The sequence below is a fragment of the Ciceribacter thiooxidans genome (assembly GCF_014126615.1).
Classification (GTDB): Bacteria; Pseudomonadota; Alphaproteobacteria; order Rhizobiales; family Rhizobiaceae; genus Allorhizobium; species Allorhizobium thiooxidans.
The window spans coordinates 1,355,739-1,382,059 of record NZ_CP059897.1 but is presented as its reverse complement, the minus strand read 5'-3'; the positions used below and the strand labels follow the sequence as shown (position 1 = coordinate 1,382,059).

Genomic DNA, 26,321 nt, shown 5'->3' with positions numbered 1-26,321 from the left:
TTCTTCTTCTGCCTGCTCTGCCGGCGGACGCGGCCATGGAACTGTTGATGTTCGAGCAGGCCGGCTGCATCTATTGCGCTCGCTGGAACGAAGAGGTGGCGCCGGAATATCCCAAGACCCGCGAGGGCCGCCTTGCGCCGCTTCGCCGCCTCGATCTCCACGGCAAATTGCCGCCGGATCTGACCATTGCCAGATCGCCAGTCTTTACGCCCACCTTCGTCCTTGTCATCGACGGCGTGGAGAAGGGGCGAATCGAAGGATACCCCGGTGAAGACTTCTTTTGGGCTTTGCTGGACGGCCTGATTGGCGAGGCCGACGCGGCGGTGACAAAGTGAAAAATACCCTGTCCGGATCGTCCGTGAGGCAGTATACGAGGCTGAGGCACAGTATCCACGTGCCCGAAGACAGCCTGTCGCGGCAATCTGTTGCGTCTGCTCGGGCACCGCGGACGCGCGCAATCGCATCGGTTCGAAGCGCGTTCACCCGAAGGGATGTGAAGGACGTGAACAAGGTGGCCATGCCAGCGCCAGGGGAGGGCGCGTTGGAGAAGCTGATCGATCGCGCCGATAGCGTGTCTAAGTTCCTGAAGGCGTTGGGGCACGATGGCCGGCTGACCATCCTGTGTCACCTGGTCGATGGTCCCAAGAGCGTGACAGAACTGGAAAACCTGCTTTCCGCCCGCCAGGCTGTCGTCAGTCAGCAGCTCGCGCGTCTCAGGCTGGAAGGGCTCGTCGCGGCTCGCCGGGACGGCAATGCGATCTTCTATTCGATCCGCGACGCCAAAGCCCGGGCAGCCATCATCTTTCTGGCAGACCTTTTCAGGGAAGCAGCAGACATCTGATCTCTTCGGGGAGGAAGAGCAATGGAAACACTACCGGTCGGGTTTCTGGCGGCGCTCGTCGGCCTCGGTGGCGGCCTCGTCCTGGGGCTGGGTTGGCGCCTCGGGGGGCTTTGCACGCTGGCTGCGCTGGAGTCCGCCGTCTATGGCGGTGACCAGAAGCGTCTCCGGTTGTGGGGGATCGTCATCGGCGTCGCAATTCTCGGGACGCAGCTCGGCGCCTGGGCGGGGCTGATCAACCTTGAGGGAACGCTCTATCACGCCTTCGTGTGGAATCCTTTCGCCTCGATCGTCGGTGGCCTGCTTTTCGGCTACGGCATGGCGCTTGCGGGCAATTGCGGATTCGGCGCCCTGGCGCGCTTCGGCGGCGGGGACGTGCGTTCGCTCGTTCTCGTGGTCGTGATGGGAATCGTTGGATTCGTCGCTCTTTCCGGTCCGCTCGCGCCGCTGCGAACACTGCTGTTTCCTCAGCCCGAGGCGACCGGTCCCCAGGGCATTGTCCACGATCTCCAGGCGTTTCTCGGCATTCCGGCGGCGGTGACAATCGTGGTCACCGCGGTAGGCTGCCTTGTCTGGGCGCTTTCCAACGAGCGCCTTCGCAAGGACTGGCATATGCTGGCCTGGGGCGTCGCTGCCGGCATTGCCGTGACCTGGTGCTTTGCAGGCACGTCCTATCTCGAAGACATCAGCCTCGGTGCCGTTGCGCCGGAGGGGCCGTCCTTCACGGCGCCGATCGGCCGGACCCTGATCTATCTGATGACCTCAACGGCCGGCGGGATCACCTTTTCCGTCGGCTCCGTGGCCGGCGTCATTCTCGGCGCCTTCATCGGCTCCAGCATCAAGGGCACATTCGTCTGGGAAGCCTGCGAAGATCCGCGGGAACTGGGGCGGCAGGTCGGGGGCGCCGCACTCATGGGCATCGGCGGGGTCGTCGCCATGGGCTGTTCCATCGGGCAGGGCGTCTCGGGTGTTGCCGTGCTGGCGTGGTCGGGACCCGTCACACTGGCATGCATCGTCGTCGGCGCCTTGTTCGGGTTGCGCCAGCTGATCGGCGGTTTCCAGAGGATTTGATGCCGGGCTGAGATGACATTCTCGCGCCTCTTCAGGTTAGGAGGCGGCCCTGGCATGGCGTAGCGCGAGCGCGACGGCTCCGATCATCCCGGCACGCGGTCCGAAGGAGCTCGGCTCCAGCGGGCAGGGGAAGGGAAGAAGCGGCATCAGATGCCGCTTCAGGCTCTCGAAGAACAGCGGATGACTGCCGATGCCGCCACCGATCACGGCGACGGCCGGATCGATCAGGCTGAAGACTGACGCGACACCGACCGAGGCGTCACGGGCGACGGCGTCGATGGCGGCGCGGGCCTCCTGGTCGCCGGACATCGCTTTCTCGAACAGTTCGGCGACGGTCGTCTCCCCGAGATGGAAGCGCTTGCGAATACCTGGTGTCCCTACTGCGTCTTCGAAAAGCCCATTCTCGGTCGATGGCGCGCGCGTGTGCACGTCCACGCCGAAGGGTAGCAGGGCGATCTCGCCGGCGCGGCCATGTTCGCCGCGGACAATCTCACCGCTGACGACAAGTCCCATGCCGACGCCGGTGCCGAAGGAGATGAAGGCGAGCGAGCCTTTGTCCTTGCCGGCACCCCGGCCCGCCTCCGCAAAGGCGGCGAGGTTGACGTCGTTGTCGACGGTCACCGGTGAGGGAAGGCGGGAAGCGATCATTGCGGCCAGCGGCCGGTCTTCCGGAAGCGCCAGATTGGGGGAGAGCGAGGCGAGATCCGTTGCCGGAGAGACGGCGCTCGGCACGCCGACCTGGACATGGGCGATGCGGTCGAGCGCAACGCCGATCTCCGCCGCGAGCCGATGGACGACGTCGGCCAGTTGCGCCAGCACGGGCGCATCGGGGCCGTGGCGGGTCGGCTCGTTAATGGTGGCGAGTATCGTTCCTTGATGATCGGCGATGCCGGCGAGAATTTTCGTCCCGCCGAGGTCTATGCCCACGACGTGGGTCGGCCGGTCTTCACGTCGATGCAGCGTCCCGTCGGACCTTGCGGCTTCCGGGCCGGCGGCCGCCTGTTTCTTCACCATGCTCGGACCCTCAAGTCGTCGCTCTGACTATGCTCCTCCATCGCAGGTGAACAAAAATATTTCAACTGATATTTGACAAACGCGTTCCCCGGAAAATGTCGCGAGCTCTCCGTCTCCTCTTGATGATTCACTGGAAAAATGGATAGATTGAGCCGCTCCCGTGATCGAAGCTGGGGTGGCGAGGAGGGACGATCTGTGGTAGAAGATAAAAAAATATTCATGCCGATCTCCGGCGACTGCACGATTGCCCTGCAGCAGGCGATCGACGTGGCGGCCGTGAGCGGCGTCCTATTGGAGCTAGGTGCCGGTGAGCATCTCTCCGGCGCCCTGCGTCTGCCCTCCGGGCTCGATTTTCGGCTCGGCGAAGATGCGGTGTTACGCTTTGTACCCGAATACGAAGCCTACCTTTCCAATCATGTCGAAGTGACGGCGGAGGACTCCAACGCCGCCATGATGCTTGCGACGGATGCGACCGGCATCCGCATCGGCGGGCGGGGACGCATCGAGGCGCCCGGCCCCGATTTCATCACCGGCCGTCTCGACGACATGGGCACACACATCCCGGCGAAGCGGAGGCCGCGCGTCCTGGTGCTGCAGGCCTGTACGGACGTCGTGCTGGAAGACTTTTCCGTGCATGCCTCGCCGATGTGGACCATCCATCTCGTCGATTGCCGGCGCGTGCGCGTCGAAGACGTGTCGATCGACAACGATCGCGAGATGCCGAACACCGACGGCATCGTGATCGATGCCTGCGAGGACGTGCTGGTGCGCGGTTGTGATATCGCGACCGCCGACGACGGGGTCGTGCTCAAGGCCAGCCAGCGGCCCGACGGCCGGCCGGTCGGGCGCTGCTGCAACATCGTCGTCGAACGATCCAGCATCGAAAGCCGTAGTTGCGCCCTGAAGATCGGCACGGAGACGCATGGCGATGTCGAGGACGTCTCCTTCTTCGATTGTGAGGTAAGGCGCTCCAACCGTGCGATCGGCATCTTTTCGCGGGACGGAGGGCGCATCCGAGACGTGGTCTTCAGGCGAATAGATCTCGAGGCTCACGAAACTCCCGACGGCTTCTGGGGTTCGGGGAGGCGATCACAGTCAATATCGTCGACCGTCGGCGCGGCACGCGTCCGGCCGGGCGCATCGAGAGGGTCGTGTTCGAGGACGTAAGGGGCTCGATGGAAGGCGCCATCAATCTTGTCGCGGACGGGAGATCAGGTATCGGTGACGTGCGCCTCACGCGTATCGCTGTCCGTCAGGTCGACGGGCCATTGCGCGGGCATCGCTACGACATGCGACCGACGCATTTCGATCTCGCGCCGTCTCCGGATGCGGCCGGTCGTGCGAATGCCTGGGTCAAGAATGCCGATGGAGAGGTGGTCGGCCTGGTGGCTTACCCGGACGGGATGCCCGCGCTCTTTTCCTCCAGCGTCGAGAACCTCGTCGTGGAAGAGGTGTCCTTCGACCGGCCGTCGCCGCTTCCCGCCGGATGGAATGCCGAGGCCATCGTCATTCGTGAGAACGAGCCGAGTGTGTGGTCCTGATCCGATGCACCTGATGGTCCGGGAGGAGGGGCCGCGTTCATGAAGGCAGTCCGAAAGCTCGACAACCTGCTTACCCATCTCGCGGAGCGAATTTTTTTGCCGCTCGGCGTCGAGGTGCCGCTCGTCTTCGCCCCGGCGACCGCGGCAGACCGCGCGGCGATGGTTGCCTCCGACAGAAGGGATTGGTTGGCTGTCGACCGCAATCTCGTCTGGGGCGAACCGGACGGTTATTACTGGTTCGGCGGAACGGCCGTGCTGCCGGGCGCTGCCGAGGGCAGGCGCATCATCTGCCGGGTGGAGGCAGCCTTCGGCAACGTCATGGGACGTAGCGACCCGCAATGCCTGGTCCGTGTCGACGGCCGTGTCCGACAGGGCGTCGATGGCAACCATCGCGAATTCCTTCTGACGCAGAGCGGCCGCGCCGGAGAACAGTTCGACATCCTGATCGAGGCCGGCACGATCGAGGATCGCCGCCAGCTCGGTTTCGCCTGCGCGCTCTTTGCGCACGATCTCGTGGTCGAGGATCTCTATTACGACCTCAAGGTGCCCCTCGACGTGGCGCGCTTGCTCGCCGAGGACGACCCGCGACGACATTTCATCCTCAACGCCATCGGCGCGGCCATCGACATGGTCGACCTCAGGCCGGGGAACCCCACCCGCTTCAGGGCCTCCGTTGCTGCGGCCAAAGCGGCTGCGGCGCAGATCTACGCGGCCGGCGACTTCGAGGCGAAGCCGACGATTGTGGCAACGGGACACACCCATATCGACGTCGCCTGGCTCTGGCGCGTCCGCGAGACGCGCCAGAAGATGGCCCGCTCGATGGCGACTGCACTGACGCTCATGGAGGAGTTTCCCGACTACCGCTTCATGTACAACCAGTGCGTCCTGCTCGACTATCTCGGTGAGGACTATCCGGAACTCTTCGAACGCATCGCGACAGAGGTCCGCTCCGGCCGCTTCGAGATCGAGGGAGCGCTGTGGCTCGAACCCGATGTCAATATCGCCGGAGGAGAAGCCCTGGTCCGGCAGATCCTCCACGGCATCCGTTACCATGAGCAAACCTTCGGTGTGCGGCCGCGCATGATCTGGTTGCCGGATACGTTCGGCTATTCGGCCTCGTTACCGCAACTCATGGCGAAGTCCGGCCTCGACACCTTCGTCACCCACAAGCTCTCCTGGAACGACACAAACCGCATGCCGGATGAGACGCTGTTCTGGCAGGGCATCGACGGCTCCACGGTCACGGCCTACTTCCTGACGACGCAGCCGTACGATTCGAAGAGCATCGGCACGACCTACTGCCCGAACCTGAAGCCGACGCATGTGATGGGCACATGGCGCCGGCACGGCCAACAGGACCTCAGCAAGGAACTCTTCCTGGTCTACGGCCATGGGGACGGCGGCGGCGGCCCGACCCGCGAAATGTTGCACAACATTCGCCGCATGGAGCGCGGCATTCCCGGCTGCCCGAGGGTCGTCCATGCGCCAATGCGACCCTTTTTCGAACGGCTGCTTACGCGGATGAAGGGCGAGCCGGAGCGATACCCGATCTGGGTGGGCGAACTCTACGCCGAGTTCCACCGCGGCACGCTGACCTCCGTCGCAAAGAACAAGCGCAACAACCGGCTCGCCGAAACGGCGCTCCGTGAGATCGAGACCCTTGCCGTACTTGCCGCGCACAACCGCGGAGAAGCCTATCCTGCCGAAGAACTCCGGGCGCTCTGGGACATCGTGCTGCTCAACCAGTTCCACGACATCCTGCCGGGCTCGTCCATCGGCGCTGTCTATGAGGACAGTGATGCGGATTATGCCGCGTTCTTCGCTCAGGCGCGTGCGTTGACGGCACAGCTTGCGGCGAGGCTCGCGCCTGCGGGCAGCAAGGCACTTTTCAACGTGGCGGGACGTCCCCGCGGCGGTCTGGTCGTCTCTCCGGAGCCATTCGGTCGTCCGCAAGAGCAGACGCTTGTTCTCGCCGATGGTGGAGAGGCCTACGGCCTGTTGGTGCCGGCCGTTCCGGCACTTGCCGTGGTCGATCTCGCCGGACCTGGCGTGCATGTGCCGGCCGGCGCGCTCTCCGTCTCGGAGCGGCATATCGAGAACGAACGTCTGTCCGTGCGCTTTGACGATGCCGGCCGGATCGCGTCAATCCTCGATAGGAAGGCCGGACGCGAGGTCTTGAAGCCCGGCCGCGTCGGCAACCGGCTGCAGGCTTTCCGCGACATGCCCGCCCAGTTCGACGCCTGGGACATCGATTCCGATTTCGAGGACCAGGTCTTCGAGATTGATGCGCTCGTCGGTGCCGAGGTGGTGGAGCGCGGACCGCTTCGGGCGGCCGTTCGCTTCGAATGGCGCTACGAATCCTCACGGATCGTGCAGGTCGTCTCGCTCGAGGAGGGAGCGCGGCAGGTGGAGATTGATTGCCTCATTGACTGGCACGAGCACAACACGCTGGTGAAGGCGGCCTTCCCGCTCGATCTCAATACGGCCGCCGTGGATGCGGAAATCCAGTTCGGCCATGTCCGCCGCGCGAGCCACCGGAACACCTCCTGGGACCGCGCGCGGTTTGAATGCTCGATGCAGCGCTGGATCGATGTTGGCGAGGCGGACTTCGGCGTCGCTTTGCTCAACGACTGCAAATACGGCTACGACGCGAAAGGTACGGATATCCGCCTGACGCTCTTGCGCTCGCCGACCTATCCCTGGCCAGAGGCGGATCAGGGCCAACACCGGTTCCGTTACGCGGTGATGGTCCACGACGGCGACAAGCTGGCGGTGCACGAGGCGGCGGAGGACTTCAATCTGCCGCTGCGGCTGATCAAGGGCGGAGAGGGGGGCGAAACTCCGCCGCCGCTTCTATCAGTCGAGACGCCCGGCATTGCGGTTGAGGCCGTGAAGCAGGCGGAGGAGGGCGGCGCCATCATCGTTCGTCTGTGGGAGGTGACAGGTGCGCGCCGTACCGCATGGATCATGGTCGATCCGGCAATCAGGACTGCGGAACTGGCCGACCTCCTGGAACGAGACGGGCGGCCCCTCGCACTCGAAGACGGCGCGCTGACGCTTGCGTTCGCCCCCTTTGAGATTGTCACGCTAATGCTGAGAGGTTGATCTATGTCCGCACAAAACCGCGTGATCTCCGCCACCATCGACCACTTCCCGGATGGTGAGAAATCCTTCGTCGAAATTCCGTTCGAGGTCGGGTCGGACGTCGAACGGATCGAGGTGAGCTATCACTTTCCCTTCGGTGGTGGTGGCAGCGTCATCGACCTCGGTGTTGCCCGCAACGGCCTCATGCGCGGCTGGACGGGCGCCGAACGCGGCCACATCACGCTGGAGGAGGATCGGGCGACGCCGGGATACGAGCCGGGGCCGCTTGCGGGTGCCTGGCATGTCGTGCTGGGCATCGTGAAGATCGGACCGAACTGCAAGGTCGACGTGGAGATCCGCCTGGTCGGCCGCCGGCGGCGCTGGCTCGTCGGGGAATTGCATAGCCATTCGGAGCACTCCGACGGCGGCGTGACCGTGCTCGACGCGATCCACCGTGCACGCGCCTCCTCTCTCGACTTCCTGGCGATCACCGACCACAACACCGTCACACAGAATGATATCCGGCCGGACGATCCCGGCATTCTCGTCATTCCGGCGATGGAACTTACCTCCTACTGGGGTCACACGAACTTTCTCGGCCTTCCGCGTCCGGTCGTGGACTGGCGCTGCCGTTCGCCCCGTGACGTTGCCGAGAAGATGGTCGAGGCGCGCGCCAACGGAGCGACCATCGTCATCAACCACCCTTTCCAGAATTCGGCCGGTGGGCGCTGGCAATCGGGTTTCGACGTTGCCTTCGACGCGCTCGAAATCTGGAACGGCAACTGGTCGGTGATGAACGAACAGGGCCTCGCCTTCTGGCAGGAATTGCTAACCTCCGGCCGGCGCGTTCCGGCGACCGGCGGCAGCGACTTTCATCTGAAGAACCGCAGGCGTCACGGGCGGCCGGCCAACCGGCTCTGCGTGGAGGGGATGTCCGTGTCCGACATCCTCGCCGCCGTGCGGGCGGGCCGTAACGTGGTCGCCTTTGCGCCCGATGAGACGATGGCAAAACCTTCCACGGACGATATGCCGGACTTCGGTTCGCAGGTTGCTGCCGGGCGGGAGATTTCCGTGACCTTCACCGGCCTCTCGGTGGGCGACGAAATCCGTCGAGTGACCGAGGCCGGTGTCGTGGAGGTGGTGCCGGCCGGTGACGGTCCGACGCTCCGCCTCGACCAGCGGTTTTCCGGGCGCTTCGTGCGTTACGAGGTCTGGCATGATAAGGAACCGAGACTTTTCACCAATCCGTTCTATGGAGAATAATGCGTGCCCCTGGAAAGACGACCGGAACGCAAGATCGGCATCAAGGATGTGTCGCGGGAGGCCGGCGTCGCACTCAGCACGGTTTCCCATGTCCTGAACGGTACCGCACCGATTTCGCAGGAGGTGCGCGTGCGGGTGCTGGAAGTGGCGCGGAAGCTCGGCTACCTCGCGAAGCGCCAGCGCAAGGGCGCCATCGCCTCGCTCAGTTCGCTCTATCTCGCGGTTCCGCCCGGCAACCTGCCGCACAACGACATCAATCTCGTGTCATGGACGCTGCTGACGGCGCTTTCGCGGGAATGCGAGCGGCGCGGCATCCGTATCGTCGCTCATAATGGCGCGCCACAGCTCAACGCCGCCGAGATTCTTGCGGGCGCGCGCGCCGCGGAAGCGGAAGCGATTGCCGTCGTTTTCGACGACAATCCGAAACTGCTGAAGGGGCTTGCCGGCAGCGACATCGCCGTCGTTCTCCTGAACGGCGAGGATCCGACGATGAGCATCGACACGGTCGCTCCGGCCAACCGCTACGGTGCCCGGCTCGCGACGGAATGGCTGCTTTCAAAAGGCCACCGACGGATACTGCACCTGACCTGGCGCGGTCGCAGCACGATCATGCGCCGGCTCGACGGCTTTCATGACGCCTATCTCCAACATGAGTTGCCGGTCGATCTCGGAGAGGTTCTCTATGCGAAGGGCTATGAACCTGAGCATGCACGTGAGGCCCTGCGCACCTTCGTGGCCGAGCGGGGTGGTCTTGACGGATTTACCGCCGTCTTCTGTGCCGCCGACAATCTCGCGATCGGTGCGCTCACCGAACTTCAGGCGCTCGGCTTCCGCATCCCGGCCGAAATCGCCGTCGTCGGCTTCGACGGTGTGGCGCCGGGCGATCTTACGCAGCCATCGCTGACGACGGTCAGGGTGCCGCTCGACGCCCTGGCAGCAGCGACCGTCCAGACGCTAGAGCAGAGGCTGTCGGGCGCGGGGCGCGACCAGCCGGCGGCGAGGATCGAACTCGGCTGTCGCTTGATCGAGCGCGAGAGTGGCGGCTCGGCTTTATCGAGTCTGTGAAAATATTTTTAAGCTTGATTTTTGGATGTCGATACATGATCGTCCGAAATACGGCGATATCGCGAGGAAACAGAGGGATCGCGGCTCCGTTTGCTGAACTGGGAGGTTGGCATGTTTTTCAACGAAAATATTTTCGCGCCTTCTCTTGGCGTATTGATGGCAACGTGCCTCGCGGGGTCGGCCTTCGCATTCCAGGAGTCGCCAATGCTGGCCGAGCAGGTGAAGGCGGGCAAGCTGCCTCCGGTCGAGCAGCGTCTCCCGGAAAAGCCCACGGTTCTGCAGGCTGCAGAAGTCGGCAAGTACGGCGGTAACTGGCAGCGCGCCTACAAAGGGCCGGGCGACCGCTGGGGGCCGACGAAGCTGATGGAGGAGCGCGTCGTCAAGTGGTCGCAGAAGCCGGGCGGGCCGCTGGAACTCGTGCCGGGTTATATTTCATCCTATTCGGTCAGCGCGGATTCGCGCGAATTCACCTTCACCCTGCTCAAGGGTCTCAAGTGGTCAGACGGTGAGCCCGTCACCACCGAGGACGTCCGCTTCTGGTATGAAGACGTCTTCATGAACAAGGACCTTCTCGCTTCGATAGACCAGACGCTGGCGCCGGGCGGCAAGCCGATGCAGCTCGAGATCGTCGACGAGCAGACCTTCAAGGTGAAGTTCGAGGAACCCTATGTCTATTTTCTCGAGATTCTGGCGAAGGACTCCACCGGCGATCCGAGTCTCGACCGTCCGAGCTTCCTATTTCCGAAGCATTATCTGAAGCAATTCAACAACAAGTATGCCTCCGAGGACGAGCTGACGGCGGCAGCCTTGAAGTTCGGCGTCGAGAAATGGACGGATCTCTGGGGCTCGAAGGGCGCCGCGACGGCCTGGTGGCAAAACCCGGATCTGCCGGTGATCACCGCGTGGAAAATCGAGAAGCCCGCCCCAGGCGACGTCGTCACCATGGTGCGCAACCCCTACTACTATGCCGTCGACCAGGCCGGTAACCAGCTGCCCTATATCGATCGCATCTCGCACAAGCTGTTCAGCGATCAGGAAGCCTTCAACCTGATGATCGTCCAGGGGCAGATCGACATGCAGATGCGCTATGTCGAGCCGCAGGACTTCACCTTCTACAAGGAGAACGAGGCGAAGGGCGGCTACAAGGTCCACCGCTGGACGCAGGCGCAGACGTGGTCGCTCGTGCCGAACCTCAACGTCAAGGACGAGGTGTTGCGCGGCCTGTTCGAAACCTCCGATTTCCGCGAGGCGCTGAGCGTCGCAATCGACCGCGAGACAGTGAACGAACTGATCTTTTCGGGCCTTGCGGAAGCGCGCCAGGCCTCGCCCGTGTCCGGGTCGCCGAACTTCGATCCGGAACTGGAAACGCACTGGGCCGAATACGATCCGGACAAGGCGAACGCGCTTCTCGACGGGGTTGGCCTCGACAAGCGCGACGATGAAGGTTTCCGTCTCCGTCCCGACGGCAAACGTTTGTCGATCGTGGTGGAGATAGAGCATTCGAACGGCCCGAAGACCATGGAAGTCGTCGCGGCGAACTACAAGGATATCGGCGTCGAGCTGCTGCCGCGGATCATCGACCGTACCCAGTGGGACGCTGATCGCGACAACAACGAGTTCCAGATGCAATGGTATCCGTTCGATCGCCTGTCTGTCGTCGCGGCCGACCCGCGCATCATGATGGGCAACGATTCCTACGCCCACCAGTACTACATCTGGTACACGACCAAAGGGGCTTCCGGCATCGAGCCGCCGGCGGACCATCCGATCCGCACGCTCTTTGCCGATTGGGACAAGGCCGCCAAGGCTGCCGACCGCAAGGAGGCGGATGCAGCGCTGAACGATCTGATCAAGACCTTCGTCACACAAGGCTGGGTCATTGGTGTCGTCGGAGAATTGCCGGCCATCTCGGTGGTGAAGGACAACTTCAAGAACTTCCCCGACGACCTGATCGAGGATGACATCACCCGCGGCATCGGTCTCGGTGCCACGCAGCAGATGTGGATGGCGCAGTAGCCGTCCGGTCGCGGGAGATCATGGCAAGCCGCCGGCGTTGACACGCCGGCGGTCTCTCTCCCGCCGTTGAGAGGCCCGGTTTCCGCTCAACACCCGGAGAGTGGTCACGGGGCGGAGCTATCGGGAACAGGAGGTTGGCGTCGTGCTCAAATACATCGTCGCGCGCTCGATGTGGGCGATCCCCACATTGATCTTCGTCTCGTTCATCTCGTTCGTGATCATCCAGCTGCCGCCGGGTGACTTCGTGACGGCCTATGCCGCCCAGCTCCGAAACAGCGGCGACTTCATCAGTGAAACCGAAGAAGCGCTGATGCGGGCCCGGTACGGGCTTAACGACCCGCTGCTGGTCCAATACTGGCGATGGATTTCCAACATCGTCCTTCATGGCGACTTCGGACGTTCGCTCGAATGGAATGCGGCCGTCGGCGATCTCATCTGGGAACGCCTCGGTCTCACGCTGCTCATCTCCACGCTCAGCATGGTCTTCACCTGGCTGATCGCCATTCCCGTCGGCGTCTATTCCGCGACGCGTCAGTATTCGGTGTTCGACTACGTGTTCACCGTCTTCGGCTTTCTCGGCAAGGGCATTCCGGATTTCCTGTTGGCGCTGGTTCTCATGTGGATGACCTATATCTGGCTGAATCTCGACGTCGGCGGGCTCGTATCCCCGCAGTTCGAAGGACAGCCCTGGGACCTTCCTAAGATCGTCAACATGCTCTCGCATATCTGGATCCCGTTGCTCGTCCTGGCGACGGGCGGGGCGGCGGGGCTGATCCGCGTCATGCGGGCGAACATGCTGGACGAGCTGCGCAAGCCCTATGTGGAAACCGCCTATGCGCAGGGTTTCGGCGAGCGCACGGTCGTATGGCGCTACCCGGTCCGTATCGCCCTCAATCCGTTCATCTCCACCGTCGGCTGGGCACTGCCGGCCCTCTTTTCCGGCGACGTGATCACGGCTGTGGTGCTCAACCTGCCGACGACCGGTCCACTTCTCCTGCAGGCGCTCAAGATGCAGGACATGTATCTGGCCGGCAGTTTCATCCTGATCCTGAGCGTCTTTACAGTCATTGGCACGCTGCTCTCCGACATTCTGCTGGCGCTGTCCGATCCGCGCATCCGGTTCTCATGAGGCGCAAATGACCGATACCGGCACCTATCCCACGACAGACATACTCATCGAGTCTCCGCCCCTTGCGGCTGTGGACGAGGTCAAGGCCGACGCGAGCTATACCGCCAAGCCCTGGATGCTCGTCTGGTGGCGTTTCCGCCAGCACAGGCTCGCAGTCGTCTCGCTCGTCTTCATGCTCTGCCTCGGCTTTCTGGCAGTCTTTGCCGACTTCATGTCGCCTTACGTGCCGAACACGATCAATCGCATCAATACCTTCACGCCGCCGAGCGTGGTTCGCGTCCTGCATGAAGGGCGCTTGCAGCGCCCCTTCGTCTATGCGCTGAAACGGTCCCGCGACCCGGAGACGGCGCGGGTGATCTACGCGGAGGATCGAAGCAAGGTCCTGCCGATCCGCTTCTTCGTTGAAGGGGAGCCCTATCGGTTCCTCGGCCTCCTCGAGACGAAGCTGCATTTCTTTGGGATCGACGACCGTCGGCAGAAGATCAATCTGCTCGGAACGGATTCCCTCGGACGCGACCTCTTCAGTCGCCTTCTCTATGGTGCCCGCGTGACGCTTTCCGCCGGGCTGATCGGCGTCGCCTTCTCCTTTGTCCTCGGTCTCGCGCTCGGTGCCGTCTCCGGTTATTACGGCGGGTGGATCGATGCAGCGATCCAGCGGCTGATGGAATTCATCCGGTCGATCCCGACCATTCCGCTGTGGATGGGGCTCGCCGCCGCGCTGCCGATCAGCTGGGATCCTCTGTTCGTCTACGTGCTGATCACCATCATCCTGTCGCTGATCGGCTGGACACATCTCGCGAGGGTCGTGCGCGGCCGTTTCCTGTCGCTGAAATCAGAAGACTACGTCATGGCGGCCCGGCTCGCGGGCGCCTCGGAGTATCGCATCGTCACTCGGCACATGCTCCCGGCCATGACCAGCTACATCATCGCGGCCGTCACGCTCGCCATCCCGGAGATGATCCTCGGCGAGACGGCGCTCAGCTTTCTCGGCCTCGGACTTCGTCCACCGGTGGTCAGCTGGGGCGTGCTGCTGCAGGACGCCCAGAACCTGCGCACCATTTCGCTCGCGCCGTGGCTTCTCGCGCCGGGTGCAGCGGTCGTTCTCGTGGTGCTCGCCTTCAATTTCATCGGCGACGGCCTGCGTGACGCGGCCGATCCCTATGGTCATTGACGGAGGACGACGATGTCACAGCCTTCGAACACCCTTCAAAATGCGATGCCGCCGGGCCGCCTCCTTCAACTCGACGAGGTTGCGGTGCATTTCCCGACCCGGGACGGTGTCGTCAGGGCGGTCAACGGCGTTTCCTACCACGTCGACAAGGGTGAGGTGCTCGGCATCGTCGGAGAGAGCGGTTCCGGCAAGTCGGTGACTGCGCGTTCGATCATGCGGCTGACCGCGGCCAATGCGGTCGACGCCGGCGGCAGTGTCCGGTTCCGCCGCAAGGACGGCAGCGAGGTGCTGATTTCCGCCGAGCATCGCCAGAGCCGGACCATGCGCACCCTGCGTGGCGGCGAAATCGGCATGGTCTTCCAGGAGCCGATGACGGCGCTGTCGCCCGTGCACACGATCGGAACGCAGATCATGCGCACCGTCATGCTGCATCGCAAAGTATCGAAGGCGGAAGCCAGGGCACGGGCGATCGAGCTGCTCACAAAGGTGCAGATGCCGCGCCCGCACGACATCATCGATCGCTATCCGCACCATCTGTCGGGCGGCATGCGCCAGCGGGCGATGATCGCGCTGGCGCTTGCCTGCGATCCGACCCTGCTGATCGCCGACGAGCCGACCACGGCGCTCGATGTCACCACAGAAGCCCAGATCCTGCACCTACTGAAATCCCTCCAGCAGGAGCTCGGCATGGCGATCGTCTTCATCACCCACAATTTCGGCGTGGTGGCGGATATCGCCGACCGTGTCGCAGTGATGTATCTCGGCCGGGTGATCGAGACGGGCACCGTCGACGAGATCTTCTACGAGCCGAAGCATCCCTATACCCAGGCTCTGCTGCGTTCGATCCCGCGGCTCGGCGGGGAGAAGACGCGGCGCCTGCGCACGATCCGGGGTTCGGTTCCGGACCCCTACAGCGTGCCGCAGGGTTGCTCCTTCCATCCGCGTTGCGATCATGCGGTCGCGGGCCGCTGCGATGTCCTCGTGCCGGCCGAGGCAAGATTTCCGAGTGGGCAGGTGGCGCGCTGCCATCTTGCCGGCGAGGTTCTTCCGGAGGCCGCCGAATGACGTTCCAACCCACTCAAGCACTCTCGATGAATGACGAGGTCCTGATCTCCGTCCGCGGTGCGAAGAAGCACTTCCCGGTGTTCGGCGGCTGGCGGCATCGCGAGATCGCGACCGTCAAGGCGGTCGACGACATCTCCTTCGACATCCGCAAGGGCGAGACCTTCGGTCTGGTCGGGGAGAGCGGCTCCGGCAAGTCGTCGATCGCCCGGCTCATCCTCAGGGCCTATGATCTCACCGGCGGCGAGATCCTCTTCCGGCGCGAGAACGGGGAGGTCGTCGATATCACCAGCCTCTCCGATCGCGACCTGAGGCAGATCCGGCGCGAGATGCAGATGATCTTCCAGGACCCCTATTCCTCGCTCGATCCGCGAATGACGCTGCTCGATCTCGTCGGCGAGCCCCTTGTGATCCATGGCGTCGGCACGCGGGCGGAAATCGCCGACCGGGTTGCGGAACTGCTCCAACTCGTCGGCCTTCGTCCCGAATACGCCTCACGCTACCCGCACGCCTTTTCCGGCGGCCAGCGCCAGAGGATCGGGATTGCCCGGGCGCTCGCGCTGCAGCCGCGGTTCATCGCCGCGGACGAGGCCGTCTCGGCGCTCGACGTGTCGGTCGCGGCGCAGAACATCAACCTGATGCAGGACCTGCAGGAGCAGTTCGGTCTCACCTACCTGTTCATCACCCACGATCTCGGCATGGTCGAGCATATATCCGACCGTGTGGGCGTCATGTATCTCGGCCGCCTGATGGAGGTCGGCGAGACCGATGCCCTGTTCGCAAAGCCATTGCATCCCTATACCGAAGCCTTGCTTGCGGCCGTTCCGCAACCGGACCCACGCGGCAACCGCACGCGCAAGCGCGTGCCCCTTAAGGGCGAGATCGCCGATGCGATGAACGTTCCGTCCGGTTGCCCGTTCCACCCGCGATGTGCCTATGCCGATGAGCGTTGCCGCATGGAAATTCCCGAGCTCCGGACCGTGCTGCCGGGTCGGCAGGCGCGCTGCCACCACGCCGAAAACCTCGAACTCACCGGGGTGCCCGCGGCATGAATGTTCTCTCCACCATGCCTGTCGCGCTCACGGGATCGGCCGAGGACTCTGATCTCGCACTCGCCGAGCGACATTGCCCTCTCTTGAGGCTCGACGACCGAGAACCGTTCCGTCCACTCGCGGCCGGCTACGCCGTCTATCGGGGTGAGATGCAGTCCGTTTCCTCCAAATTCACGATCCGGCCGGTTGCGGACTGCGTGATCGAGTATGCGATCTGGTACGACTGGGATATCCAGCACCTTTACGATCTGGAGCATGTCTGGGTGCATGTCGATGCGGCCGGGCGGGCGGTGAAGGTGGAGGCCTCGCGCCACGGCGCCCGGCGCACGATGACGCGGCCGGACGGTTCATTGCCCGTCGAGGGGCCGCGGCCGGTCCTCTATCTCGAACCGGGAAAGCACGCGCATTGGGCGGACCCCGGCGAGATGCGGGCGAAAGCCGGCCTGCTGATCGAGGGTATGTGCGGCGCCTTTGTCGGCGCGCAGGGCGTCCATCGGTCGAACCGGTTCTCCGACCGCGGACTGATCGCCGCGTCTCCGTTCCAAAACCGGCTCGCTACGCTGAAGCTGAAGCGCATGCGGTTCACGCCCGCCTGGCAATTCGGCTGCGACAGCGATGCCGGCGAGGGGTTGGCACTGGTGCCCTGGTCGCGGCTGAAGGCGTGGATTCCCGGGAGGGTCTCGTCGCTTGTTACAGCGCTGCCGGCGACTGTCCCCCATCTTGCCGCCGTCTTCCTCGACTGCGGCGACACGCTGGTAGACGAGTCGACAGAGGAGAAAATACCGGGGACGGAAGTCGTGCTGAAGGCTGCGCTCATTCCGGGAGCCGGCGAGGTGGTCGAGCAGCTTTCTCGCAGCGGTTACCGGCTCGCTCTGGTCGCTGACGGGCCGCGTGCGACCTTCGAGAATGTTCTCGGTGCATACGGTCTGTGGGAGCGCTTCGAAGCCCACGTCATTTCCGGCGACGTTGGCGAATTGAAGCCCTCGGAGAAGATGTTCTCCGCGGCAATGACGGCACTCGGCCTTACCGACGCGGAGCGGGTACGCAGTGTCATGGTCGGCAACAATCTCGAACGGGACGTTCTCGGCGCCAACCGCTTCGGCATGATGAGTGTGTTTCTCTCCTGGTCGACACGGCGCAGTCACGTGCCGCGTCTGCGCCGCGAGCGCCCGCTCTTCACCATCTCGCACATCTGGAAGCTGCCGGAGCTGCTCGAACGGATCGAGCTCAGCTTGCCGGAGCTGGCGTCGTGCCCCGAGGTATCGTCATGACGGCGCCGCGATTTGCCGAAACCGCATCTGCTGCCACGGGCTTTGCCGTCGCTCCGGGTGAGACCGTCACGGCCTGGGCCATGTCGCCGGTCGAGGCTCGTCTCTATCCCGGCGAGCCGGCGCTTGCCGAGGATCGGGTCAGCTACCGTTTCGTCAACGGCTTCGTCGATGTCGGCGACCTGCCATGCCGGGTGGCGTTGTGGCGGGAGCTCAAGTCCCGCCGCGTAGCCTTCCGGCACCAATTCGAGATCGACGGGCTCTACCTACCCGGTTTCAACCGGCGGGTGGAGTTCTCCGGGTTCTGGCATCGCCCGACGCGGCTTGCGCGCTGGCTGAAGACTGAACTCGTGCCGGCACATGCCGGAGACTATGTATTCCGGCTTGCCACTTGCGGCGGCGTGCGGATCTGGGTGGACGGCGTCCAGTGCGCGGTGTTCGAACCCTTCCGCCGCAACAGAGAATCCGAAACCGAAATCCGGTTGCCGTTGAAGGCCGGCGGCTCGGAGGTGGTCGTGCTCACTGAGGAACTCGCCGAGCGCGACGCGCTCTGGTATTTCGAGCTGACCTCGCTTGGCCCCGACATGCTTACGGCACACCTTCCCGTCGCGATCTCCGGCGCGACGGTCGGGCTGTTGAAGGACCTCGCGGCGGAGGTGCGGCCGGAGCCGCTGCATGTACGCGACGGTCGGCTGCGGCTCAGGGTGGAGCGGCCGGCAATCGTTGACGTCACCGTGCGCGGCCGCATCCAGCCGAGCGTCCATATGAGCGACAAGCCGCCGCTTCTCGACGTTCAGGGTCTTCTGAAGGCGGGGTCGACCACCGTCGAGTTGCCCGGAGCCGATGGGCTTGCCGATGGATATCATCCGCTCGAACTCACCTTCTCCGTCGGGGACAACAGGGTCTCGCGACACATCGCGTTCGCGACCTTCACCGCGCCGTTCCGCGATCTTTCGGGCCGGCCGCTGGCAGAACGCAAGGCACTGGCGCTCGACTACGCCGCCGCCAAGGGCGAGATGCGGATAGGCCGTGCGATTGCCATCCTGGCGACCGGGCGGTCGACGGATGCCACGGTTCAGGCAATCATCGCCGACATGCTGGCCACCATCGACGAACGCCGGGACTGCTCCGATTTCGTGATGGTGCCGCTGCTCTGGCTCTATGCGGATTATCGTGACGATCTGCCCGAGGCGACGCGTCACGAGATCCGGCGGGCGGTTCTCGACTACCGCTACTGGGTCGACGAGCCGGGCAACGACGTCATGTGGTTCTGGAGCGAGAACCACGTCCTCTGCTTCCATGTCTCGCAATATCTGGCCGGCCGTCTGCTGCCGGAGGAGACCTTCAGCTGCTCCGGGCGCAGGGGCAGCGAACAGGCCCGCCTCGGCGAGGAACGGCTTTCGAAATGGTTCGATTCCGTCGAACGCCACGGGCTAGCGGAATGGAACTCCGCCGCCTATTACCCGATCGATTTCATCGGCCTGCTGGCGCTGGAGCACCTCGGGGAGGGTGCGATCAAGGCGCGTGCGCGGGCGTTGCTCGACCGGCTGATGCTGATGATCGGGCTGCACACGCTGGCCGGTGTGCCGGCCGGCACCATGGGGCGTGCCTACGACAAGGAACTGCGCGCCGGGCCGCTGACCGAACTCGCTCCTTTCGCCACCGTCGCCTTCGGGAAGGGTTGGCTGAACGACGGCGTGGCGGCGCTACCGATGTTCTGCTCCGGTGGCTACGAGCCGCCCGCAGCGGCCTGCGCGGTGGTCGAGCCAGAGCCCGACAAGGCGCTGACGGCGCATTACGTTCAGGGGCACGATGAGGCGGCGCGGCTGGCGCTGTACAAGACGGCCGCGGTGCAGTTGTCGTCGATGGTCGACGGCAAGCCCGGCGGTCGCGGACATCAGCAGCATGTCGTCGACCTGCGCTTCGCCGCCGACCCCTTTGCCCGTGCCTGGATCAACCATCCCGGCGAGGACGACCCTTGGGGCAGCCAGCGGCCGTCCTACTGGGCGGGCAACGGCTCGCTGCCGCGCGTGGCGCAGTACGAGAACGTCGCGATGCTCCTCTTCGACCTCGGCGAAAACGCCCGCCAGCCCTTCACCCATGCCTATGTTCAGACGGATGCCTTCGATGCGGTCGAGCGCTTCGGCAACTGGATCGTGCTCAGAGCCGGGCGGGGTTTTGCCGGGCTCTCGGCGACAAGGCCGATCGAGGCCGTCACTACGGGTCCCGGCGCCGGCATCGAGTTCCGCGCCGAAGGCCTCCATTGCGGCTGGGTGGCGCTGGTCGGGGAAGGCTCCAGCCCGGCGGACTTCGCCGCCTTCCAGGATCACCTTGCCGGCGTCTCCATGTCGCTCGACGCGACCGGGCAGCTTGTTTTCGATCGGCCGGGCAGCGCCACGCTCGCCCTTGATCGGGAGCACGGGCTGACCGTCGGCGGCAAGTCTTGCGACTTCCCCAACCGCAGCCTCGACCCCGCCATCCGGCATTTCGACGCCTATTCCTTCTGACCGTCTTCTCTTGTGACAGGATCGCCGATGTTGATCGAGCCCGAGCTACTTTCCGAGACACTCTCCCGCGTTGCACTGGGCCTTGCCCGCCTCAAGGGCATCAACGAGACCGTCGCCGCGCCCGATGGTGCTTACCAGTTGCAGTTCGATGAATGGGACTGGGAGGTTGGTGTCGGCATCTATGGGCTGATCCGCCATGCCGAGGCGGTTGGCGACCGCTCGCTGATCGAGGCGATCGCGCGGTGGTACGACTGGCAGATCGGCCGCGGGCTGCCGCCGCGCCAGGTCAATTCCTCTTCTCCGATGCTGCCGCTCAGCGTGCTGATCGACCATGTCGATCGTCCGGACTGGGAGGCGCTGGTCCGGGACTGGGCCGACTGGCTGATGACGAAGCTCGCGCGCACCGAGGACGACGGATTCCAGCACGTCGTGAAGGAGCGGATGAATGACGGCGAACTCTGGGACGACACGCTGTTCATGACGTGTCTCTTTCTCGCCCGCGCTGGTCAGCGTTTCGGCCGGCAGGACTGGATTGAGGAAGCCTTCTACCAGTTTCTCGTGCACGAGCGCTATCTCGCCGATCCGGTGACGGGTCTCTGGTATCATGGCTGGACCTTCAACGGCCGGCACAATTTCGCCAAGGCGTTCTGGGCGCGGGGCAATTCCTGGATCACCGTGGCGATCCCGGAACTCTTCAGTCTCGTCTCCCACGTGCCGGACCATTTGCGGCGGCACCTCACTTTCGTGCTGCGCTCGCAGGTGAGGACGCTTGCCGCCCACCAGCGCGACAACGGCATGTTCTGCACGCTGGTTTGCGATCCGGGTTCGCCGGAGGAGACGTCTGCAACGGCGGCGATCGCCTACGGCATCCTGCGCGGCATCGATCTCGGCCTGCTGGATGCAGGATTGAAGCCGGTCGCGGACAAGGCGCTCGAAGCGGTTCTGGCGCGGATCGACGACAGCGGGATTGTGCTTGAAGTCTCCGACGGTACGCCGATGGGTCATACGCTGGACTTCTACCGGCAGATCCCCAATGTCCCGGCGCCTTACGGCCAGGCGCTCGTCATGCTGCTTCTTGTTCGGGCGATTGCGGAACGGAGCGGGCCAGAAGTCTCGGGCGCGGAAAGCCGGCGCACCGCAAGGCGATAAGGCGGGGAGCGTGGTTGCCGCCGCCCATCGTCCGAGCAAGCGGCGTTGTCACTGGTGTTCATTCTCTACGGCCTGCGAGCCGGCTGAGCGATAACCTCTCGATCCAATCGGTACATCACAGCGTGATTTTCCTATTGACTCCATTTGGAACGTTCCATATACAAATTGGAACGATCCAATTTTGTTCGGGAGGACGGAGATGCGCTGGGCGCTGATCGGGGCGAGTACCATCGCTGCACAGTACATGATCCGGGCTTTGAGGGCCGAGGGCGGCGAGATTGTCCGCGTGGTGAGTTCCTCGGCAGAACGCGGCGCCGCCTTTGTCGCGGCCCATGATATTCCTCTCTCGGGTAGCAGCGTCGAGGAGGCGCTCGCCGATCCGGGTATCGAGGCCGTCTACATCTCCACGACGAATGAAAAGCACCTGCCTCAGGCCTTGGCTGCGATTGCGGCCGGCAAGCACGTCCTCTGCGAAAAGCCGCTGGCGATGTCCCTTGCCGATGCCGTCTCGATGGTGCGTGCGGCGGAGAAGCGGGGCGCGGTCTTCGCCACCAATCATCATCTTCGTTGCTCGGGCAGCCACCGCGCCGTCCAGTCCCTGATCCGGGACGGGCGCATCGGGCGGGTACTGTCGCTGCGACTCCATCACGCTGTGCATCTGCCGGAAAGCCTGCAGGGCTGGCGCATCAATTCTCCTGCCGCCGGCGGCGGCGTCATCCCGGACATCACCGTGCATGATGCGGATGTCGTCCGCTTCCTCACCGGCGAGGACCCGAAGACGGTGGTCGCGCAGATGGCCGCGTCCGGCCTCGGGCAGGGTGTCGAGGATTCGGTCATGTCCGTCTGGTCGATGCCGTCCGGCATCATGGTGATGAGCCATGAAAGCTTCACTCACCCGTTCGCCGGGACCGGCCTCGAGGTGCACGGCACCGAAGGTTCGATCTTCGCAAGAGGCGTGATGACGCAGAACCCGGTCGGCGCGATCGAACTCGTCACCGCGGCCGGCCGCGAGGCGGTCCCCTATGATTCCCACGATCTTTACGGCGAAGCGGTGCGGCGCTTCCATGCGGCTGCCGCAGGCCGTGGTGAACCCGCCGCGAACGGCTGGGACGGTGCCAAGTCGCTTGCGGTCGCGCTCGCCGTTCGCGAGGCCGCGCTGACCGGCGCCGCCGTCGATATCGACTATGGAGGTGCCAAGTGAGCAAGCTCGTTTCGGCATCCGAAGCCGTCGCACGCATTCCCGACGGCGCGGTGGTCACGGTCTCGTCCTCCTCCGCCCTAGGCTGCCCCGATCTCGTTCTGGAAGCGCTCGGAAAACGTTTCGACGACGAAGGCCATCCGCGCGGCCTGACCATGCTGCACCCGATCGCCGCCGGCGACATGTACGGGGTCAAGGGCATCGACCACATCGCCAAGGACGGCCTCATCAGCCGCGTTCTCGCCGGCTCCTATCCGTCCGGCCCTTCGAACCTGCCGATGCCCGAGATCTGGAAGATGATCGTTGAGGACCGCATCGAGGCCTACAATGTGCCTTCCGGCATCATGTTCGACATGCACCGCGAGGCAGCCGCTCGCCGACCGGGCGTCCTCACCCGCATCGGTCTCGATACCTTCGTCGATCCGCGGCGTGAAGGTTGTGCCATGAATGCGAAAGCCGCCGCCCGGCCGATCGTCACGCGGGTGGAGTTTGCCGGCGAGACCTGGCTGCATTTTCCGAACATCGTGCCGGACGTCTGCATCCTGCGGGCGACGACGGCAGACGAGCGCGGCAACCTCACCTATGAACACGAGGGGGCCTATCTCGGCGGACTGGAACAGGCGATTGCCGTGCGCAATCACGGTGGCGTCGTGATCGCGCAGGTGCAGCGCATGACGGCTGCCGGCAGCCTCAGGCCGCACGACGTGCGGGTGCCGGGTCACCTCGTCGACCTCGTGGTCATCGATCCGGACCAAAAGCAGACCTGCGAGACGCCCTACGATCCGGCGATCTCCGGCCAGATCATGCGGCCGTGGTCGAGCTTCAAGCTCGCCGGGCACGGCGTCGAGAAGGTGATTGCGCGCCGGGCCGCACTCGAGTTGAAACGCGGCATGACGGCCAATCTCGGCTTCGGCATTAGCGCGCAGGTGCCGCGTATCCTGCTTGAGGAAGGCCATCCCGATGCGGTCACCTGGGCAATCGAGCAGGGCGCCGTCGGAGGCATGCCGCTCACCGACTTCGCCTTCGGCTGCGCCTCCAACGCCGACGGTTTCGTGCCCTCGCCGCAGCAGTTCATCTATTTCCAGGGCGGCGGTTTCGACGTGTCCTTCCTCTCCTTCCTGGAAGTCGATGTCGAGGGCAATGTCAACGTCTCGAAGCTCGGCAAGAAGCCCTATCTCACGGCTGGTTGCGGCGGCTTCGTCGATATCACCGCGCAGGCGCGCAAGATCGTCTTCTCCGGCTGGTTCGAGGCGGGTGCGGAGGTGCAGCTCACCGGAGAGGGCATCCGCGTCGCCAAGCCGGGTAAGTTCACCAAGATGGTGGAGAAGGTCGAGCATGTGACCTTCTCCGGCCGTCGCGCGCGCGCCGAGGGACAGGACGTGCTCTATGTCACCGAGCGTTGCGTCATGCGGCTCACCGACCATGGCCTCGTCGCTACTGAAATCATGCCCGGCATCGAGCCGGAGCGGGACATTGTCACGGCCTCTCAAGGGCGGGTCAAGGTTGCAGCCGACGCGGCGACGATCGACCGGAGACTGCTGTCCGAGGCGCCGATGGGGTGGACGCCATGAGCAGGGTTCATCTCGAGATACACGACCGGCTCGCCGAGATCCGGATCGACAATCCGGCCAAGCTCAACGCGTTCACCCTCGCGATGTTGACGGAACTCGCAGAACATCTCGAAACCGTCGAGCGCCGGGCGGACATCGCCTGCCTGATGGTGACGGCGGAAGGCGAGCGGGCCTTCTGCGCCGGCGCCGACATCAATGCCTGGGGCGAGCTTTCGCCGGCGGAGTTCGCCCGTCACTGGGTTCGCGACGGACACCGGATCTTCGACCGGCTTGCCCGGTTCTCAAGACCCGTGATCGGCGTGATTTCCGGCCACGCCTTTGGCGGCGGGCTGGAGCTTGCGGCCGCATGCGACATCCGGGTCATGGCGCCGAAGGCAACGCTTGCGCTTCCCGAGGCCCATGTCGGCATCGTGCCCGGCTGGTCCGGTACGCAGCGGCTCGCGCGTCTCTTGCCGGAATCTGTCCTGAAGGAAATGGTCCTGTTTGGACGGCGCATCAGTGCCGAGCGCGCCTTGCAGCTCGGTTTCGTCGCGGAGATTGCGGATGATCCTCGCCATGCGGCCGTCGAGATCGCGGCAAAGGTCGCAGAGCTCTCGCCGCGGGCCGTCGAGGTCGCCAAGTTCATGATCCATGCCGGCTGCGGCGAGGATCAGGCGGCGATGATCGAGGCGCTCGGAAGCGCTGCGATTGCGGCCAGCGCCGACCGCAACGAAGGTGTTGCGGCCTTCCGCGACAAACGCAAACCGGCTTTTTCGGGACAGTGACCATGAGCGACATGACCATGACCGCCGCCGTCGAGGCAACCTTGCCGGAAGCCGCCTTCGAGGGCCGGCACCTGATCGACGGCATCTGGAAAGGGAGCCAAGACGGCGAGACCTTCGACCGGACCTCGCCCTCGCACGGAATTCTCGTCAGCCGCTCCGCCCGCGCCGGGCAAGCAGAAACGGAAGCCGCGATCGGCGCAGCGCGTAGGGCCTTCGACGACGGGCGGTGGAGCCGAGTTTCCGGCAAACAACGCGCGATGCTCCTCCTGAACGTCGCGGACCTGATCGAAGGCAATGTCGAGCGGATGGCGCTTCTCGAAACGCTCGAAAGCGGAAAGCCGATCAGTCAGGCGCGCGGCGAGATAGCCGGTGCGGCCGATCTCTGGCGCTATGCGGCGTCCCTTGCCCGCACGATGCATGGCGAGAGTCACAATTCGCTCGGCGAAGATATGCTTGCCATGGTGCTGAAGGAGCCGATTGGCGTCGTTTCGATCATCACGCCGTGGAACTTCCCCTTCTGGATCCTGAGCCAGAAGCTGCCGTTTGCGCTCGCGGCAGGCTGCACATGCGTCATCAAGCCGTCGGAGATGACGCCGTCGACGACGGTCATCCTCGGCGAACTTTTGCTAGAAGCCGGTTTGCCGGCGGGCGTCGTCAATATCGTGCTCGGCTTTGGGCAGCCCGTCGGCGCGTTGATGGCGGAGCATCCGGATGTTGACATGGTAAGCTTTACCGGCTCGACCGCGGTCGGCAAGGCGATTGCGGCGGCCGCCTCTGCGACACTCAAGAAGGTGGCGCTGGAGCTCGGCGGCAAGAACCCGCAGGTCGTGTTCCCGGATGCGGATCTCGAAAGCGCCGCCGATGCGATCACCTTCGGCGTCTATTTCAACGCCGGCGAGTGCTGCAATTCCGGCAGCCGCATCATCGTCCATGAGGACATCGCCGAGATGCTCGTCGAGAAGGTCGTGGCGCTTTCGAAGAAGGTCGCCTTCGGCGATCCGCTCAACCCCGAAACGCAGATTGGCGCCATCATCTCACAGGCGCACCAGGAAAAGATCGCCGGCTATGTGAAGGATGCCCTGGCGGCGGGAGCAAGGGTTGAGCTCGGAGGCGCGCCGGTTTCCCATCCCGGTCTGCCGGGCCGGTTCTTCGCGCCGACCGTGGTTACCGGCGTGACCGCGGATATGGCGATTGCGCGCGAGGAGGTGTTCGGGCCGGTGCTCTCAGTGCTCACCTTCAGCACGCTGGAGGACGCGATCGCGCTTACCAACGATGCCGCCTACGGGCTGTCCGCCGGCGTCTGGAGCGAGAATGTCCATACCTGCCTTGCCTTCGCGCGCCGCGCCGAGGCCGGCACGGTCTGGACCAACACCTGGATGGACGGTTTTCCCGAAGTTACCTTCGGCGGCTACAAGCAGAGTGGCCAGGGTCGCGAAAACGGCCGCTACGGTCTCGAGGAATTCCTCGAGATCAAGTCGGTCGTCATGCGGGTCGGGCGCACGCGGGCGAATTGGGTGAGGACGTAAGGACACTCCGATGACCGTCGAACGCGCCCGGA

Annotated in this window: 19 protein-coding genes and 1 pseudogene; 19 read left to right on the top strand and 1 reads right to left on the bottom strand. The window is 64.3% G+C overall.

Annotated elements, in window-relative coordinates:
* Nucleotides 1-47 precede the first annotated feature (47 nt).
* From H4I97_RS24470 to H4I97_RS24460, 3 genes are all read left to right on the top strand, one after another.
* Nucleotides 48-335, top strand: coding sequence for a thioredoxin family protein (locus H4I97_RS24470; protein WP_342344143.1), 288 nt, complete (start codon nt 48-50; stop codon nt 333-335).
* 182 nt (nt 336-517) lie between these two features.
* Entirely contained in the window at nt 518-841 is a 324-nt protein-coding gene (locus H4I97_RS24465; RefSeq protein ID WP_182309065.1) for an ArsR/SmtB family transcription factor, read from the top strand.
* Nucleotides 842-862: 21 nt separating this feature from the next.
* Nucleotides 863-1,909: a YeeE/YedE family protein gene (locus H4I97_RS24460; RefSeq protein WP_182308273.1), complete on the top strand. Its 1,047-nt coding sequence runs from the start codon at nt 863-865 to the stop codon at nt 1,907-1,909.
* A gap of 36 nt (nt 1,910-1,945) precedes the next feature.
* Here the strand turns inward: H4I97_RS24460 and H4I97_RS24455 are convergent, their stop codons facing one another.
* On the bottom strand, nt 1,946-2,923 hold the full coding sequence (locus H4I97_RS24455) for an ROK family protein (protein ID WP_182308272.1): 978 nt from the start codon (nt 2,921-2,923) through the stop codon (nt 1,946-1,948).
* A gap of 219 nt (nt 2,924-3,142) precedes the next feature.
* Here H4I97_RS24455 and pglB point away from each other — a divergent pair.
* The 16 genes and pseudogenes from pglB (at nt 3,143) to H4I97_RS24375 (ending at nt 26,289) form a co-directional block, all read left to right on the top strand.
* A pseudogene (pglB, locus tag H4I97_RS24450) lies at nt 3,143-4,464 on the top strand (polygalacturonase PglB).
* Nucleotides 4,465-4,503: 39 nt separating this feature from the next.
* Nucleotides 4,504-7,569 (top strand): alpha-mannosidase, encoded by a 3,066-nt coding sequence (locus tag H4I97_RS24445; RefSeq protein WP_182308271.1) that lies wholly within the window; start codon nt 4,504-4,506, stop codon nt 7,567-7,569.
* A gap of 3 nt (nt 7,570-7,572) precedes the next feature.
* On the top strand, nt 7,573-8,811 hold the full coding sequence (locus tag H4I97_RS24440) for a CehA/McbA family metallohydrolase (RefSeq protein WP_182308270.1): 1,239 nt from the start codon (nt 7,573-7,575) through the stop codon (nt 8,809-8,811).
* A 3-nt stretch (nt 8,812-8,814) separates the two neighbouring features.
* The gene (locus tag H4I97_RS24435) at nt 8,815-9,876 is read left to right on the top strand and encodes a LacI family DNA-binding transcriptional regulator (protein WP_378143946.1); all 1,062 of its coding nucleotides are present in this window, start codon (nt 8,815-8,817) and stop codon (nt 9,874-9,876) included.
* 204 nt (nt 9,877-10,080) lie between these two features.
* Complete coding sequence (locus H4I97_RS24430) at nt 10,081-11,892, top strand: ABC transporter substrate-binding protein (RefSeq protein WP_244658854.1); 1,812 nt, start codon at nt 10,081-10,083, stop codon at nt 11,890-11,892.
* Between the two features lie 142 nt (nt 11,893-12,034).
* Entirely contained in the window at nt 12,035-13,021 is a 987-nt protein-coding gene (locus H4I97_RS24425; protein ID WP_182308268.1) for an ABC transporter permease, read from the top strand.
* Nucleotides 13,022-13,136: 115 nt separating this feature from the next.
* Nucleotides 13,137-14,192, top strand: coding sequence for an ABC transporter permease (locus tag H4I97_RS24420; RefSeq protein ID WP_244658919.1), 1,056 nt, complete (start codon nt 13,137-13,139; stop codon nt 14,190-14,192).
* A 12-nt stretch (nt 14,193-14,204) separates the two neighbouring features.
* A complete protein-coding gene (locus tag H4I97_RS24415) occupies nt 14,205-15,257 on the top strand; it encodes an ABC transporter ATP-binding protein (protein WP_244658853.1) in 1,053 nt (350 codons plus the stop codon).
* Entirely contained in the window at nt 15,254-16,306 is a 1,053-nt protein-coding gene (locus H4I97_RS24410; protein ID WP_244658852.1) for an ABC transporter ATP-binding protein, read from the top strand. The genes H4I97_RS24415 and H4I97_RS24410 overlap by 4 nt, the downstream gene beginning before the upstream one ends.
* A complete protein-coding gene (locus H4I97_RS24405; RefSeq protein WP_182308266.1) occupies nt 16,303-17,577 on the top strand; it encodes an HAD family hydrolase in 1,275 nt (424 codons plus the stop codon). Before H4I97_RS24410 ends, H4I97_RS24405 begins: the two co-directional genes overlap by 4 nt.
* Nucleotides 17,574-20,081, top strand: coding sequence for a PA14 domain-containing protein (locus H4I97_RS24400; RefSeq protein ID WP_244658851.1), 2,508 nt, complete (start codon nt 17,574-17,576; stop codon nt 20,079-20,081). The genes H4I97_RS24405 and H4I97_RS24400 overlap by 4 nt, the downstream gene beginning before the upstream one ends.
* 27 nt (nt 20,082-20,108) lie before the next feature.
* The gene (gene bglB / locus H4I97_RS24395) at nt 20,109-21,230 is read left to right on the top strand and encodes a beta-galactosidase BglB (protein ID WP_182308265.1); all 1,122 of its coding nucleotides are present in this window, start codon (nt 20,109-20,111) and stop codon (nt 21,228-21,230) included.
* 199 nt (nt 21,231-21,429) lie between these two features.
* Entirely contained in the window at nt 21,430-22,431 is a 1,002-nt protein-coding gene (locus H4I97_RS24390; RefSeq protein ID WP_182308264.1) for a Gfo/Idh/MocA family protein, read from the top strand.
* Nucleotides 22,428-23,999, top strand: coding sequence for an acyl CoA:acetate/3-ketoacid CoA transferase (locus H4I97_RS24385; RefSeq protein ID WP_182308263.1), 1,572 nt, complete (start codon nt 22,428-22,430; stop codon nt 23,997-23,999). Before H4I97_RS24390 ends, H4I97_RS24385 begins: the two co-directional genes overlap by 4 nt.
* A complete protein-coding gene (locus H4I97_RS24380) occupies nt 23,996-24,763 on the top strand; it encodes an enoyl-CoA hydratase/isomerase family protein (protein ID WP_182308262.1) in 768 nt (255 codons plus the stop codon). Before H4I97_RS24385 ends, H4I97_RS24380 begins: the two co-directional genes overlap by 4 nt.
* Before the next feature lie 11 nt (nt 24,764-24,774).
* A complete protein-coding gene (locus H4I97_RS24375; protein WP_378144432.1) occupies nt 24,775-26,289 on the top strand; it encodes an aldehyde dehydrogenase family protein in 1,515 nt (504 codons plus the stop codon).
* Nucleotides 26,290-26,321: the final 32 nt, after the last annotated feature.